Annotated in this window: 13 protein-coding genes; 5 read left to right on the forward strand and 8 right to left on the reverse strand. The window is 70.0% G+C overall.

Annotated features, from left to right (window positions below; translation table 11 throughout):
- Positions 1-45 precede the first annotated feature (45 nt).
- A complete protein-coding gene (locus J5X86_RS28440; RefSeq protein WP_208519562.1) occupies positions 46-2,457 on the forward strand; it encodes a glycoside hydrolase N-terminal domain-containing protein in 2,412 nt (803 codons plus the stop codon).
- Positions 2,454-3,668 carry an SGNH/GDSL hydrolase family protein gene (locus J5X86_RS28445; RefSeq protein WP_208519563.1) on the forward strand — a complete coding sequence of 405 codons (1,215 nt, stop codon included), beginning with the start codon at positions 2,454-2,456 and terminating at the stop codon, positions 3,666-3,668. Before J5X86_RS28440 ends, J5X86_RS28445 begins: the two co-directional genes overlap by 4 nt.
- Before the next feature lie 139 nt (positions 3,669-3,807).
- Here the strand turns inward: J5X86_RS28445 and J5X86_RS28450 are convergent, their stop codons facing one another.
- From J5X86_RS28450 to J5X86_RS28485, 8 genes are all read right to left on the reverse strand, one after another.
- A complete protein-coding gene (locus J5X86_RS28450) occupies positions 3,808-4,965 on the reverse strand; it encodes an FAD-binding oxidoreductase (RefSeq protein ID WP_208519564.1) in 1,158 nt (385 codons plus the stop codon).
- A gap of 35 nt (positions 4,966-5,000) precedes the next feature.
- Positions 5,001-5,885, reverse strand: a complete 885-nt coding sequence (locus J5X86_RS52560; RefSeq protein ID WP_208519565.1) for an ABC transporter permease — start codon at positions 5,883-5,885, stop codon at positions 5,001-5,003.
- Complete coding sequence (locus tag J5X86_RS28460; RefSeq protein WP_208519566.1) at positions 5,882-6,805, reverse strand: ABC transporter permease; 924 nt, start codon at positions 6,803-6,805, stop codon at positions 5,882-5,884. The genes J5X86_RS52560 and J5X86_RS28460 overlap by 4 nt, the downstream gene beginning before the upstream one ends.
- Positions 6,766-7,947: an ABC transporter ATP-binding protein gene (locus J5X86_RS28465; protein WP_208519567.1), complete on the reverse strand. Its 1,182-nt coding sequence runs from the start codon at positions 7,945-7,947 to the stop codon at positions 6,766-6,768. Before J5X86_RS28465 ends, J5X86_RS28460 begins: the two co-directional genes overlap by 40 nt.
- On the reverse strand, positions 7,944-9,023 hold the full coding sequence (locus tag J5X86_RS28470; protein WP_208519568.1) for an ABC transporter substrate-binding protein: 1,080 nt from the start codon (positions 9,021-9,023) through the stop codon (positions 7,944-7,946). The genes J5X86_RS28465 and J5X86_RS28470 overlap by 4 nt, the downstream gene beginning before the upstream one ends.
- A gap of 145 nt (positions 9,024-9,168) precedes the next feature.
- Entirely contained in the window at positions 9,169-9,900 is a 732-nt protein-coding gene (locus J5X86_RS28475; RefSeq protein WP_208519569.1) for a GntR family transcriptional regulator, read from the reverse strand.
- A gap of 668 nt (positions 9,901-10,568) precedes the next feature.
- Positions 10,569-11,021, reverse strand: coding sequence for a hypothetical protein (locus J5X86_RS28480; RefSeq protein WP_208519570.1), 453 nt, complete (start codon positions 11,019-11,021; stop codon positions 10,569-10,571).
- A gap of 7 nt (positions 11,022-11,028) precedes the next feature.
- Entirely contained in the window at positions 11,029-11,400 is a 372-nt protein-coding gene (locus tag J5X86_RS28485) for a hypothetical protein (RefSeq protein ID WP_208519571.1), read from the reverse strand.
- A 137-nt stretch (positions 11,401-11,537) separates the two neighbouring features.
- On the opposite strand from J5X86_RS28485, the gene J5X86_RS28490 reads away from it, so the two are divergent.
- The 3 genes from J5X86_RS28490 to J5X86_RS28500 are packed head-to-tail and all read left to right on the forward strand — an operon-like array spanning position 11,538 to position 13,673.
- Positions 11,538-11,993 (forward strand): MarR family winged helix-turn-helix transcriptional regulator, encoded by a 456-nt coding sequence (locus tag J5X86_RS28490; protein WP_208519572.1) that lies wholly within the window; start codon positions 11,538-11,540, stop codon positions 11,991-11,993.
- Positions 11,990-12,844 (forward strand): ABC transporter ATP-binding protein, encoded by an 855-nt coding sequence (locus J5X86_RS28495; protein ID WP_208519573.1) that lies wholly within the window; start codon positions 11,990-11,992, stop codon positions 12,842-12,844. Before J5X86_RS28490 ends, J5X86_RS28495 begins: the two co-directional genes overlap by 4 nt.
- The gene (locus tag J5X86_RS28500) at positions 12,804-13,673 is read left to right on the forward strand and encodes an ABC transporter permease (RefSeq protein WP_078646294.1); all 870 of its coding nucleotides are present in this window, start codon (positions 12,804-12,806) and stop codon (positions 13,671-13,673) included. The genes J5X86_RS28495 and J5X86_RS28500 overlap by 41 nt, the downstream gene beginning before the upstream one ends.
- The last annotated feature ends 120 nt before the right edge of the window (positions 13,674-13,793 follow it).

A 13,793-nucleotide genomic window follows, 5' to 3' on the forward strand; every position in this document is an offset into this window, starting at 1 on the left:
GCCCCGGCCGGGCCCCCGTGCCGATCTCACACGCCTGGAGCCGCCATGAACCCCCGCCCGACCGACGCCGGAAGTGACCCCAGCAGAGCCCCCGGCAGTGACCCCAGCAGAAGAACCGCGCTGTCCCTCGCGGCGACGGCCGGACTCACCGCCGCCCTCGGTACCCTGCCCGCCTTCACCGCCTCCGCCGCGCCCCGGCGCCCGGCCGACACCCCGCCGCTCACCGGCACATCACACGACCAACTGTGGTGGCTGGCCCCCGGTGACGAGGGCTCCCTGATCGAGCAGGGCCTGCCGGTCGGCAACGGCCGCCTCGGCGCCCTCGCTAGCAACGACCCCGGCCGCGAACTGCTGCTGGTCACCGACGCCACGATGTGGACCGGCGGCCTCAACGAAACCCTCGACGCCGACGGCCAATTCCCGTACGGACGCGGCGACTTCGGCTCCTTCACCCTGCTCGCCCGGCTCACCGTGGACATCCCCGACCACGACCTGTCCGGTGTCAACGGCTACCGCCGCACCCTCGACCTCGCACAGGGACTGGTCACCAGCTCCTACGTCCGCTCCGGCGTCACCTACCGGCGCCAGGTCTTCGCCAGCCACCCCGACGACGCGATCGTCCTGCACTTCACACAGAGCGGCGGCGGCCACTACACCGGCACCGTCACCCTGGGGGGAACCCACGGCGAAAAGCCCTCGAACGCCGAATCGTTCGGCGCGTCCTTCCCCAACGGCCTGCGGTACGGCGCGGCGGTCACGGCATACGGCAGCGGCGGCCGGGTCCGCGTCAACGGCACGCGCATCGACTTCTCCGGCTGCGAGGACCTCACGGTGGTGGTCAGCGGCGGCACCAACTACGTGCCCGACGCCGACCGTGAGTACCGCGACCCCTCCCTCGACCCCGAGAAACTGGCCCGCACGAAGGTCCGCGCCGCCGCCCGGCACTCGGCGGACACTCTGCGGCGCACCCACATCGCCGACTACCGTGGCCTGTACGAGAAGTTCACCCTCTCACTCGGCACCTCCACGGACGCCCAGCGATCGATGGACACCTGGGAGCGCCTCAAAGTACGCGCCCGGGACGGTGTGCCCGACCCCGAACTGGAGGCCGCCTACCTCCAGTACAGCCGCTACCTGATGATCTCCGGCTCGCGCGACAGCCTTCCCCTGAACCTCCAGGGCCTGTGGCTGGACGGCAACGACCCGGACTGGATGGGCGACTACCACACCGACATCAACATCCAGATGAACTACTGGATGGCCGACCGGACGGGCCTGTCCTCCTGCTTCGACGCCTTCGCCGACTACTGCCTCGCCCAGCTCCCGTCCTGGACCGAGCTCACCCACGACCTCTTCAACGACCCGCGCAACCGCTACCGCAACTCCACCGGGAAGGTCGGCGGCTGGGCCGTGGCCTTCTCCACCAACATCCACGGTGGAAGCGGCTGGTGGTGGCATCCCGCGGGCAATGCCTGGCTGAGCAACAGCCTGTACGAGCACTACGAGTACACCCAGTCGCGGGCGTATCTGGCGAAGATCTACCCCCTGCTCAAGGGCGCCTGTGAGTTCTGGGAGGCGCGGCTGCTCACCACCACCCTCCCCGGCACCTCAAAGGAGGTGCTGATCGACGACAGCGACTGGTCGCCCGAACACGGCCCGCAGGACGCCAAGGGCAACACCTATTCCCAGGAACTGGTGTGGGCGCTGTTCGGCAACTTCGCCGCCGCGGCCGCCGAGCTGAAGAAGGACAGCGGTTACGCGGACACGATCACCTCGCTGCGCGAGAAGCTGTACCTGCCGGAGGTGAGCCCGAAGACCGGATGGCTCCAGGAGTGGATGTCCCCCGACAACCTCGGCGAGACCACCCACCGCCATCTCTCCGTCCTGATCGGCCTGTTCCCCGGCGACCGCATCCGCCCCGACGGCTCCACTCCCCAGGAGATCGTGGACGGGGCCACCGCCCTGCTCACCGCGCGCGGCATGAACAGCTTCGGCTGGGCCAACGCCTGGCGCGCCCTGTGCTGGGCGCGGCTGAAGAACGCCGACAAGGCATACCAGCTCATCGCCAACAACCTCCGCCCCTCCACCGACGGCAGCAACGGCACCGCGTTCAACCTCTTCGACATCTACGAGGTCGAGAAGGGCCGTGGCATCTTCCAGATCGACGCCAACTTCGGCACCCCGGCCGCCATCAGCGAGATGCTGCTGTACTCCCGCCCCGGCCACCTGGAGCTGCTCCCCGCCCTGCCCGACGCCTGGGCCGCGTCCGGTTCGGTCACCGGACTGGCCGCGCGCGGCGGCTTCGTCGTCGATCTGCGCTGGAAGCAAGGGGTGCCGACGTCGGTCCGGATCCACAGCGTCGGCGGCCACACCACGACGGTGGCCCACGGCGGCACCTCCCGTACGATCCGCCTGGCGCCCGGCGAGTCCCGCACGCTGAACGGGTTCGCCCGATGACGGCTCGCCGCGCCGCCCTCGGCGGCGTGGCCGCCGCACTGCTCGCGGCCGCCGCCCTCCACGCCACCCCCGCTGAGGCGGCCGGCAGCCGGCCCGACGTCGTCACCTGGGCGGCGAGCGCGGATCGGCTGGGGGACGGGACACCGGACCGCGGCTACCGGATGGTCGTGCACACCAGTGTCGGCGGGAGCGATCTGCGCATCCGCCTCTCCAACGCCTTCGGCGACCGGCCGCTGACCCTCGACAGCGTCTACGCCGGCGTCCAGAAGTCGGGTGCGGAGCTGAAGCCGGGCAGCAACCGGCGGCTGACCTTCGGCGGCGGGCACTCCGTCACCATCCCGGCGGGCGAGACCGTGCTGAGCGACGCCCTGCCCGGCGGTCTGCCCGTCGCGACCAACCTGGTCGTCAGCCTCCACACCCCCGACGCCGCCGGTCCGGCCACGGGGCACGGGATGGCGATGCAGACGTCGTACACGACCCAGGGCGATCACACGGGAGAGGAGAGCGCCACGCACTGGACGGACACCACCGGCTCCTGGTTCTACCTCGACGCCGTCACCGTCCGCACATCCGCCGCCACCGGTGCCGTGGTGGCGCTCGGCGACTCCATCACCGACGGCTGGCAATCCACCACCGACCTCAACCGCCGCTGGCCCGACTACCTCGCGCGCCGGTTGCAGAAGGCGGCCACCGGCGTCAGGGGAGTGGCGAACGAGGGGATCTCCGGCAACAAGGTCCTCGCCGACGGCGCCGGGCAGAGCGCCCTGAACCGGCTCGACCGCGACGTCCTGTCCCTCCCGGGCGTGCGGACCGTGTTCCTCTTCGAGGGGGTCAACGACATCAAGGCACACACCGGCGTCACCGCCGCGGACATGATCGACGGCTACCGCCAGATCATCGCCCGGGCGCACGCGGCCGGGAAGTGCGTGGTCGGCGCCACTGTGGGCCCCTTCAAGGGCTGGTCCGAATGGGACGCGGCCGCCGAGCGGGTACGCCAGGACGTCAACGCCTTCGTCCGAAGCAGCGGCGAGTTCGACGCGGTCACCGACTTCGACCGCGTCCTGCGCAGCCCCTACGACCCCGAGCGGGTGCTGCCCTTCCTCGACAACGGCGACCATCTGCATCCCAACGACAAGGGGATGCAGGCGATGGCCGACGCCGTCGACCTCACGGCACTCGACTGCGCAGGCGGCCCGCGCTCCACGGGCTGAACAAGGGCCGGCGCTCCACGGGCTGAACACGGGCCGGTGGGCGGCCGGGCGCGGCTGGTGGAACACCGCGCCCGGCCACCCGGCTCGATGGGATGCGCCGGTCATGCCGCTGCCGTCGCGGAGGACCGGCGCGCCCGTCTCACTGCTCGCCCGGGCGGCGTGCCGGAGGCGGCGGGGGCAGGACCTCGCCGGAGGTGAAGCGGCCCGGCCGGAAATCCTTCAGCAAGGGGGACTCATGGCCGTAGAGCTCGTCCGCGACCAGGCGGCCGAGCAATGGGGCCAGGGTGATGCCGCTGTGGGTCGCCACCACGTAGAACGGAACGTCGGTAGCGGGGAAGCCCGCCACCGTGAAACCGTCGCCCGGCATGACGCGTTGGCCGACCCGGACCTTCTCCACGACGGTGCCCTCCGCGGCGTTCAGCACCTCGGGCAGACGGGCCAGCATGTCGGTGGCGATCTCGCCGTCGGGCGCGTACGGCTTGGCGGGGTCCGCGGACGCGTCCAGGTCCAGGGCCTGGAGCATCAGGCGGCCACCGCCGTCGGGGCGGAGATTGAGCCGCGGGCCGGTCAGGACGCGGGACAGGCGCGCGGCCGTCGGTGCGGTGGTGGCGAGGAAGCCGACCGTCGCCGAGCCCGCGAGATCCGGGTCCGCCATGGGGACGTGCGCACCGGCCAGTTCGGCCACTCCCTGCGTCCACCGGCCCGCGCAGCTCACTACCGTATCCGCCGGGTAGCGGCCGCCGTCGGCGCATATCACGGTCGTTCCCGCCGGGCCGTGTTCGATCGCGGTCACCCTGGCGCCGCCGACCACCGTCACGCCCAGGTCCCTGGCTCCGCCCAGCAGCCGGGACAGCAGCAGCACGGGCAGCGTGTACGCCTCCTCGGGGAAGAAAGTGAACACGGCGTGCGACGGTGCCGCAGCGAGGTCCGGCTCCAGCTTCCCGGCCTGTTCCGCGGTGATCCACTCCACTGGGTAGTCCCTGGCCTTCAGCCGTGCCACCCGTTCGGCCAGCACTTCCTTGTGCCGGTCCGTCACTGCCCACTCCAGGTTTCCGGTAGGGAAGAACCACGGCGCGCCGTCTCCGGCGAGCTCGTAGTGTGCGCGCATACCCGCGAGGTTGAGCGCGAAGTACGGCTCCGGCTCCTTGTTCGCGCTGTTGAGCCAGGCGAACGAGTTCGCGGTGGTGCCCGCTCCGGGGTGATCCGCTTCGAGCACGGTGACGTGGGCGCCGCGCGCGGCCAGTTCGGCCGCCACGGCCGCGCCCACCACTCCGGCTCCGATGACCACAACTCGCACGGGAATCCTCCTTAGCACAGGGTCACTACACGAGGTCACTGCTCGGGGTCGGCCCCGAAGAGATGAGCGACGCCGACGACGCGCTCGATGATGACGACGGCCACCGCGGCGAAAAGCACCATCACGGTGCCGACGGCGGTCACGGTCGGGTCGTAGTTGTACTGGAGGTAGTTGAAGATCCGCACCGGCAGGGTCTGCATATCCGTGGTCACCACGAACAGCGCGATCGTCAGGTCGTCGAAGGACGTGATCAGGGCGAAGAACGCCCCCGCGATCAGCGGCCCGCGCACGGCGGGCAGCGTCACATGCCAGAACACCTGCGGCGCCTTCGCGCCCAGACCGGCGGCGGCCAGCTCCGCCGACCGGTCGAGCCCGGCGAGACCGGCCAGGACCAGGCGCACCGTGTACGGGACGGTCAGCACCAGGTGTGCCAGCAGCAGGGTGAGCGGGCTGGACGCCATGCCGAGCTGGGCGTACCACTGGAGCAGCCCGATGCCGAGCACGATCGTCGGCACGGCGAACGCACTCGAGAACAGCCTGTCCAGCACCGACTTCCCCGGGAACGGGTAGCGGTGAATGGCCAGCCCCGCCGCGAGACCGAGCGCCGTGGACACCACCGCCGCTCCTGCCGCGACACCAATGCTGAGCAGGAAGGAGTCCAGGAATTCGGGGCGGTTCAGCAGCTCCGCGTACCAGTGCAGGGTCAGCCCCTTGGGCGGGAAGGTGACATAGCTGGTCGTGGTGAGCGACGAGGCGATGGTCACCAGTACGGGCGCCAGCAGGAACAGCCCGACGAGCGCGGCGAACGCGGCTCCGAGCAGGCGCCTCGCGCGCTCGCCCACGCCCGCGGCGATCGGCTTGTCCCCGGCCCCGGCCGCCGCCTTGTTCGTCGCCGATGTGGTTGCCGTTGCCGTGTTCACGCGAACACCTCCTTGCCACCACGCCCGCGCAGCAGCCGGGCGTACACGGCCGTCAGAATCGTCGTCACCACGATCAGCACGAAGCCGATCGCCGCCGCATACGGCCAGTTCAGGTTGGATGTCGCCTCGGTGTAGACGAAGTACGGCATCAGCTTCACCGTGGGCCCGCCCAGAATCGCCGGGGTGACGAAGCTGGAGACGGTCAGGCTGAACACGATCAGCGAACCGGCGAGCATCCCCGGCAAGGACAGCGGGACGGTGATCCGCCAGAAGCATGTCCAGCCGCTCGCCCCCAGGCCCTTGGCCGCGGGCGTGAGGGCCGGGTCGATCCGGTCCAGGCTGCCCATCAGCGGGAGCACCATATAGGCGAGCATCACATGCACCATGCCGACGACGACCGCGGTGTCGTTGTACAGCATCTTCGGCGCGTCCAGGCCCACGGCGTGGAACCCGTCCGCGATCGGTCCCTTCGGCCCGAGCAGCACCAGCCACCCGTACGCCCTGGTCACCATGGAGATGAGCAGCGGCGACAGCAGCACGAGGGAGAGGTAGTTGCGCGCCCGGGGCGAGCGTCCGCGCAGATAGACGGCGAACGGGTAGCCCACGACGAGGCAGCCGAGGGTGGTCAGCGCGCCGATCCACAGGGTGTGCCACAGCACGTCCCGGTAGAAGGAGTCCCCGAGGAACCGTGTGTAGTTCTGCAGCGTGGGATCGCCCGCCTGGGTGCGGAAGCTGTTGTACACCAGCATGAACAGCGGTGCGATGAAGAGCAGGGCGAGTACGGCGATGGCGGGGGAGGCCAGCAGCAGTCCGGTCCGCCAGCGGCCGCGCGCCTTGACCGGCTGGGAAACCTTCGGGGTCGGCGTGGCGCCGTCGGGCCTCAGGGCCGGGCCGTCAGCGATGCGTGCTGTGGCTGCCATGCGCAGATCACCTCCTCGCCCAACCGGGGCACCTCGGAACCGAACGGCAGCGTGGCCTCGACGCGTCCCGCGGCCGTGGCCACGACGCAGCGGATGCGGGTGCCGAGGAAGCGGGTGGCCTCGACGGCGCCGGGAAGTCCCGGCTGCGTCGCGTTGTCGATGGGTGTCCTGTCCGAGCGGCCCTTCTCGGGCACGGCCAGCACCCGCACGGCCTCCGGCCGCACATAGAGCCGTACCGCCTCGCCGTCGCCCGGCGCGGTGCCGACCGGTGTCGCCGTGACGAGATGCGTGTCACCGATCCGGCAGCGGTGCCCATCGGCGACCGCCCCCGCCGCGATCCCATCGAGGACGTTGACCTCGCCGACGAACTGCGCCACGAAGTCCGTGGCCGGACGCAGATACACGGTCTCGGGGGCGTCCAGCTGATGGATCGTCCCCTCGGCCATCACCGCGATCCGGTCCGACACCGCGAGCGCCTCGTCCTGATCGTGGGTCACCAGAATCGTGGTGGTGCCCACCCGGCGCTGGAGGGCGGCGACCTCCTCGCGCAGGCGCACCCTGAGCTGGGCGTCGAGGTTGGAGAACGGCTCGTCGAGCAGCAGCAGGTCGGGTTCCACGATCAGCGCCCTGGCCAGGGCCGTGCGCTGGCGCTGCCCGCCGGAGAGCTGGCGCGGATAGCGCTCGCCCATGCCGTCGAGCCCCACCAGCTCCAGGGCCTCGGCCGCCCTGCGCCTGCGCTGGGCGGCCCCGACCTTGCGCATCCGCAGGCCGAACGCGATGTTCTCCGCCACCGTCATATGCGGGAACAGGGCGTAGGACTGGAAGACCATGCCCATGGCCCGCCGGTTCGCGGGGAGCCGGGTGATGTCGCGGCCGTCCACCTCCACCACGCCGGAGTCGGGCAGCAGATGGCCCGCCACCATGTTCAGCGTGGTGCTCTTGCCACATCCCGACGGACCGAGCAGGGTGAGGAACTCACCGGGCTCCATCGTCAGGTCGATACCGCGTACGACCTCCTTACCGCCCAGCGCCTTGTGGATTCCCTTCAGGACCAGCCGCCCGCGGGTGCTCGCTGCCCGTGTGGCGGTGTCCGGCCCGGCCGGCGGGGCCTCCTTGCCCACGGTTTCCGTCCCCGCGGTCACTTGCTCTCCACCTGCTTGTTCCACTTGTCGGTCCAGGCGGAGCGGTTCTTGTTGATGGTCTTCCAGTCGAGCCTCAGCAGGGAGTCCGCCTTGTCGGCGCTGACGACCTTGTTCTTCAGGGCGGGGTCCTCCTTGACGCCCTGGACCACCGAACCGTCGTAGGTCGCCTTGGCCAGCGCCTGCTGGACGGATGGCTCCAGCAGATGGGCGACGAACTTCTGGGCCACCTCCTCATGCGGTGCCTTCTTCACCACGTTCGCCGTGGTCACCAGGCCGATGGCACCGTCCTTCGGGTAGGCGAACTCGATCGGGAAGTCCTTCTCCGCGAGCGTCGAGGTCCGCGACACCCCCCACACCGAGGCGGCGGCCTGGCCCTGGAGGAAGTAGTTGGACACATCGGCGGTGGTGTCGAACGTCGCCGCGTTCGCGGCGATCTTCTTGACGGCCGTCAGGCCGGGGTCGACGTCCTTCTCCGAGCCGCCGTTCGCCTTGGACGCGCCGACCAGCAGCCCCACCCCGTAGGTGTTGGTGATCGACGGGAGGACCACCTTGTCCTTGAGCTTGGGGTTGGCCAGGTCCTCCCAGGTGGTGGGCTTGGGGATGCCGTGATCCTCGAACCACTCGGGGTTGTAGGCGATGCCCGTGGCCGTCAGCCCGAACCCGACCCCCGAGTTGTTCTCCATCCGGGCGATCGGCACCACATCGTCCACCGGCACCACCTTGGTGTCGATCGACGCGAGCAGTCCGGCCTCCAGCGCCTGCGCCTGGGGGCCGTCGTCGACCAGCGCGACGTCGATCTGCGGGTTGGCGCGCTGCGCCTTGAGCTTGGCGACGGTGTCGGTGGAGGAGCCGGGGATATAGGTGACCTTGCAACCGCAGCTCTTCTCGAACGCGGGCAGCACCGAGTCGCGGAACGCCGTCTCGAACGAGCCGCCGTAGCCGGCCACCACCAGGGCGCCCCCCTTGCCGCCACCGGCGGAGGGATTGGGCGAGCCACAGCCGGTGAGGGCGACGGTGAGGGCGAGGGCACTGGACATGGCGCACAGGGCGGGCAGGGCTGATCGGGGTGAATCCATGGCTACCTCCTGGGATGAGGGATGGAAGTGCCGTTCCCGCGACCGGAGGAGGCGGGAGGGAGGGTGAATCGATGGGGGGGCCGGGGCGTAGCGCGGAGCGCGAGGGGGCGAGGAAAGTGAGAGCGGGGTACGGGGGCGAACGGGGTCAGCCGAGCGGGCCGGGGAGCGAGGTCTCCACGTAGAAGCGGGAAGTGTCGGTCGGCAGGATGATTTCGAGGTGTTCGACCACCTCGTCGTTCTCCGTCCAGGTGACGCGCAGCCAGCGGAAGACCGCGGTACCCGGTTTCAGGCCGAAGAGCTCGGCGTGCTCCTCGTCCAGGGAGTACGGCTCCACGTAGAGCCGTGAGCGTTGCAGGGGCACTCCGCGGTCGCGGAGGTACATATGGCTCGTGATGGTGACCAGGTCCTGGTCCAGCAGGTCGGGGGCGAACCGGAAGGGCAGCACGGCGAGTTCCGTGCCGGTCACGCGGCTGCCGTCCGCGCTCAGCTTGTGGCGATCGAGTTGTACGACGGCGTCGTTGTCGTCCAGGCCGGGCAGCCGCAGGGCCGCGCCGCCCGCGGGCAGGACCTTGGCGCTGATCACCCGGTGGTCGCCGTGGGTTTCCGGCCCGCTGGTCAGCACGCCCGCGGAGCGGAGCAGATTCTCCTCATCGGTGGTCTGCGCGACAAACGTGCCGTGCCTGCGGTACCGGACGACCAGCCCGGCGTCCGCGAGGTCGCGCAGCGCGCGCTGCACGGTGATTCGCGAGACGCCGAACCGTTCTCCGAGCTCGGCTTCGGTGGGCACCCGGGTCCCGGGTGCCCACCGGCCGTCCCGGATGTTTCCCTCCAGCTCCCTGCGGATCTGTTCGTACAGCGGAAGGTCACGTTCGGCCATGCGAAGAGAGTGATCTCAACCAATTGCTATGTCAATACGTTGGATGGATATGACGCGGGGCCGTAACGCATCCTCCTCGCCGGACACGGCGGGAAACCTCTCCGCAACACGGTGGTGACGTGCCTTCAGGCGCCTCGTCAGCTGTCGGCACCCGGGCCCGGAGGCTGGATCAGCTCCACAAGGGTCCCGTCCTGGAGAGCTCGGCGTCCGGCACTCCGGTCAACCGGGCCACGAAGTCGTCGGTGAGATGGGCTCGGTGGACCTCCTGGGTGGAGGCCCGGACGGTCGACCGTCCGGGCCGTGGGGTGGGTGGGGAGCGGACCCTGGCGTCAGCCGCTTACCAGGGACACCCGGTCATTTGTCACGTGTGGCTCAGCGCCCGGGGGCCGTCATCGGCAGGGGAATCCCCTGGAACATGGCGTCCGGGTCGACGTTGTCCTTCACCGGATCCGTCGGCCAGCACGACCTCGGCGCCCGTCAAGTTGTCCGCGACGAGGCCGAATCGGCCGCCCAGCGGGCCGTATCCGCCGCCCAGGGTCAGCCCGGCCATGCCGCGTACTCGGGACCCGCGGTGATGACCCGATCGGCAGGCAGGCGCTCCTTCAGCGCCGCTACCGCCCTCTGCCGAGTCTGTGTGTGAGGGGCATCCGGCAATGGGCCGGACGCGATCACAGGCGGAGGATGCGATCCGCGGAGCGTGCCGCGTGATAGGCGAATTCCCAGAAGTCCATATGTCCGATGGCCAGGTTCACATGCATCAAATTGACATCCGGCGGCGAAAGGCGGAACTCGCGGTCGAGCGCCATGTCTCCGTCCTCCAGCTCCTGGCTTCTGGTCGAAACCGCGAGCAGGGGGTGGTCGCCGGTCATGGTGGCGGCATCGGCCAAGAACACGACTTCGAGCGCGGGTTCGACGGCGACAGCGGATAGCACGTCGTCCGGACTCGCCCCGGCGAACGCACGGTCGTCGACCAGGAAGGTGCGCACCTCGAAACCGTTGTCGTCGAGCTGGTTGAGCAGGTCGACGACTGTCCGCCACGCTGCGTCGTCCGAGTAATCCGTGCGTACGACAAGGGCTTCGGCTTCGAAGTCGTGATGGGTGAAATCGATGGTCGGTAGCATGGCGGGGTCACACATGGGAAGTCCTCTTCCTATCACTCGATGTCACTGCTGCTTTTTCCGGTGAGAATCGAAGTATCGAGACCGAGTGTGCCAGGAACGTCCAGGTCAGGGAGTCGCCATGGGCCGTGGCGTGGGACTCCGGTGAGCGATTGACGACGAGGACGTTGAGAATTCCGTCCCTGTCGACGGTGGCATTCGTCGCCAGTTCCTCGTAGGAGGAGCCCAGCGGTGTCTCCCGAGTGGATACCTCGGCGTTGCTGACCGCGGCGGAGGGCCATCGGCGCTCATCCAGTAGCGCTGACGTCGTCCCCTGCGGTGCGTTCATGTACGCCACCCAGTCGGCGATCTCGTCCGGCGTCGAGTTGGCGAACGGCGCCATCCCTGGACGATCTTCACTTCTGCGGGCACGGCAGACGGTAGGGGATGGTTTTGTGTGCTTCTTGTGAGGTGAGCTGCCGGACCTCGACTGGTTCGGGGGCTTGAAAATTACCTCTCACTGAGAGGTAAAGTGGAGACATGGCCACAGAGGAGTTCCCTGATTCGTTCGCCGATGTGCTGGGCGGCGTCCAGCGGCTGATCCGGCGGCGGCTGCGGGCCGGGATGGCGGAGCCGCGGCTGCGCGGCGCCCAGGTGGAGCTGTTGCGGCTGGTCATGGCCCAGCCCGGGATCCGGGTGTCGGCCGCGGCCAAGGAGCTCTACCTCGCGGGCAACTCGGTCTCCACCCTGGTCAACCAGCTGGTGAAGGCGGGCTACCTGCACCGCGAGACCGATCCCGAGGACCGGCGCTCCGCGCGGCTGACGACCACCGCCGCGGCCGAGACCCGGCTGCGGGAGTGGCAGGCACGGCGTGGCGCACTGGTCCGCGAGCAGGTGGCGCGGCTGTCGGAGAGCGACCGGGCGGCGCTGGCCGCGGCCGTTCCGGCGCTGCGCAAACTGGCCGAGAACCTGCATGAGGAGGTGGAAGGGATATGACCGACGCCCCGGAGAGCACGGCTCCGGTCGCGCTCGTCTGCGAGGGTCTGCGGTACGCGTTCGGGGAGACCAAGGCGGTCGACGACCTGGAGCTGTCGGTCCGGGCGGGCGAGGTCTTCGGGCTGCTCGGACCCAACGGAGCGGGCAAGACCACCGCGATCCGCTGCATCACCACACTGCTGCCGGTCCCCGCCGGCATGGTGCGGGTATTCGGGCACGACGCGGCGAAGGAGCGGATGGCGGTCCGCCGGCTGCTGGGCTACGTACCGCAGCAGTTGTCCGCCGACGCCGGGCTCACCGGCCGGGAGAACGTGGAGCTGTTCGCCCGCGTCTTCGACGTCACCCGCCGGGAGCGGGCCGACCGCGTGGCGCGGGTGCTGGAGGCGGTGGACCTCACCCCGGCGGCCGACCGGCTCGCCAAAACGTACTCCGGCGGCATGGTCCGCCGTCTGGAGCTGGCCCAGGCCCTGGTCAGCGCGCCCCGGCTGCTGATGCTGGACGAGCCGACGATCGGCCTGGACCCGATCGCCCGGACCAGCGTGTGGGAGCACATCAACGCGGTACGGGCGGCCACCGGGATGACCGTGCTGGTCACCACGCACTACATGGACGAGGCCGACCAGTACTGCGACCGGGTCGCGCTGATGCACCGCGGCCGGATTCACGCACTCGGCACGCCCGGCGAGCTGCGCTCCGAGCTGGCCGGCCGCCGCCGGGCGGAGGGCGAGGCCGATCCGAAGCCCACTCTGGAGGACGTCTTCCGGGACGTCGCCGGAAGCGGCCTCGACGAGCAGGGAGGAGATTTCCGCGATGTCCGAAGCACCCGTCGCACCGCGTCCCGGGTCGGCTGATGCCGCCGGGCTCGTCCCGGACGGACGGCCCGATCCGCTGCTGACCCCGCCGCGCGCCCGCACCGGCTGGCGGGTGCTGCCCGCGCGGGTCGTCGCGATGTGCGTGGTCGAGCTGCAGAAGCTGCGGCACGACCGCACCGAGCTGTACACCCGGGCCATCCAGCCCGCCCTCTGGCTGCTGATCTTCGGCGAGACCTTCACCCGGCTCAAGGCCATACCGACCGGTGGCACGCCGTATATCGACTATCTCGCGCCCGGCATCATCGCCCAGTCCGCGATGTTCATCGCCATCTTCTACGGGATCCAGATCATCTGGGAGCGGGACGCCGGCATCCTCACCAAACTGCTGGTCACCCCCACCCCGCGAGCCGCCCTGATCACCGGCAAGGCATTCGCCTCCGGGGTGAAGGCGCTGATCCAGGCGGTCGTGGTGATCGCCATCGCGGCGCTGCTCGGAGTGGCGCTCACCTGGAATCCGCTGCGGCTCCTCGGGGTGGCCGTCGCGGTGATCCTGGGCTCGGCCTTCTTCTCCTGCCTGTCGATGACCATCGCCGGGATCGTGCTCACCCGCGACCGGCTGATGGGCATCGGGCAGGCCATCACCATGCCGCTGTTCTTCGGCTCCAACGCGCTGTACCCGGTGGCGCTCATGCCCGGCTGGCTCCAGGCCGTCAGCACCGCCAATCCGCTGAGCTACCAGGTCGATGCGTTGCGCGGGCTGCTGCTGGGCACTCCGGACCACCTCGCGCTCGACTATGCCGTCCTGGTCCTGGCCGCCGCGGCCGGTATCACGGCGGCCTCCTCGCTGCTGGGGCGGCTGGCGCGCTGACCCGGTCGGTGTGCGGGGTGCCGTAGCGCGGTGTGCGGTGTGAGGTGTGAGGTGTGCGGTGGAAGGGATCCACACCGTACCGTCGCCGGGATAGCGGCCACCGGGCCCTTCGAGCACGAG

This window comes from Streptomyces sp. NEAU-YJ-81 (assembly GCF_017592595.1).
Lineage (GTDB): Bacteria > Actinomycetota > Actinomycetes > Streptomycetales > Streptomycetaceae > Streptomyces > Streptomyces hygroscopicus_B.

Coding starts and splice junctions, on each gene's coding strand:
- J5X86_RS28460 (WP_208519566.1), bottom strand. CDS start 6,805: ATGGCAGCCACAGCACGCATCGCTGACGGCCCGGCCCTGAGGCCCGAC.
- J5X86_RS28445 (WP_208519563.1), top strand. CDS start 2,454: ATGACGGCTCGCCGCGCCGCCCTCGGCGGCGTGGCCGCCGCACTGCTC.
- J5X86_RS28495 (WP_208519573.1), top strand. CDS start 11,990: ATGACCGACGCCCCGGAGAGCACGGCTCCGGTCGCGCTCGTCTGCGAG.
- J5X86_RS28440 (WP_208519562.1), top strand. CDS start 46: ATGAACCCCCGCCCGACCGACGCCGGAAGTGACCCCAGCAGAGCCCCC.
- J5X86_RS28500 (WP_078646294.1), top strand. CDS start 12,804: ATGTCCGAAGCACCCGTCGCACCGCGTCCCGGGTCGGCTGATGCCGCC.
- J5X86_RS28470 (WP_208519568.1), bottom strand. CDS start 9,023: ATGGATTCACCCCGATCAGCCCTGCCCGCCCTGTGCGCCATGTCCAGT.
- J5X86_RS28490 (WP_208519572.1), top strand. CDS start 11,538: ATGGCCACAGAGGAGTTCCCTGATTCGTTCGCCGATGTGCTGGGCGGC.
- J5X86_RS28485 (WP_208519571.1), bottom strand. CDS start 11,400: ATGGCGCCGTTCGCCAACTCGACGCCGGACGAGATCGCCGACTGGGTG.
- J5X86_RS28480 (WP_208519570.1), bottom strand. CDS start 11,021: ATGCTACCGACCATCGATTTCACCCATCACGACTTCGAAGCCGAAGCC.
- J5X86_RS28475 (WP_208519569.1), bottom strand. CDS start 9,900: ATGGCCGAACGTGACCTTCCGCTGTACGAACAGATCCGCAGGGAGCTG.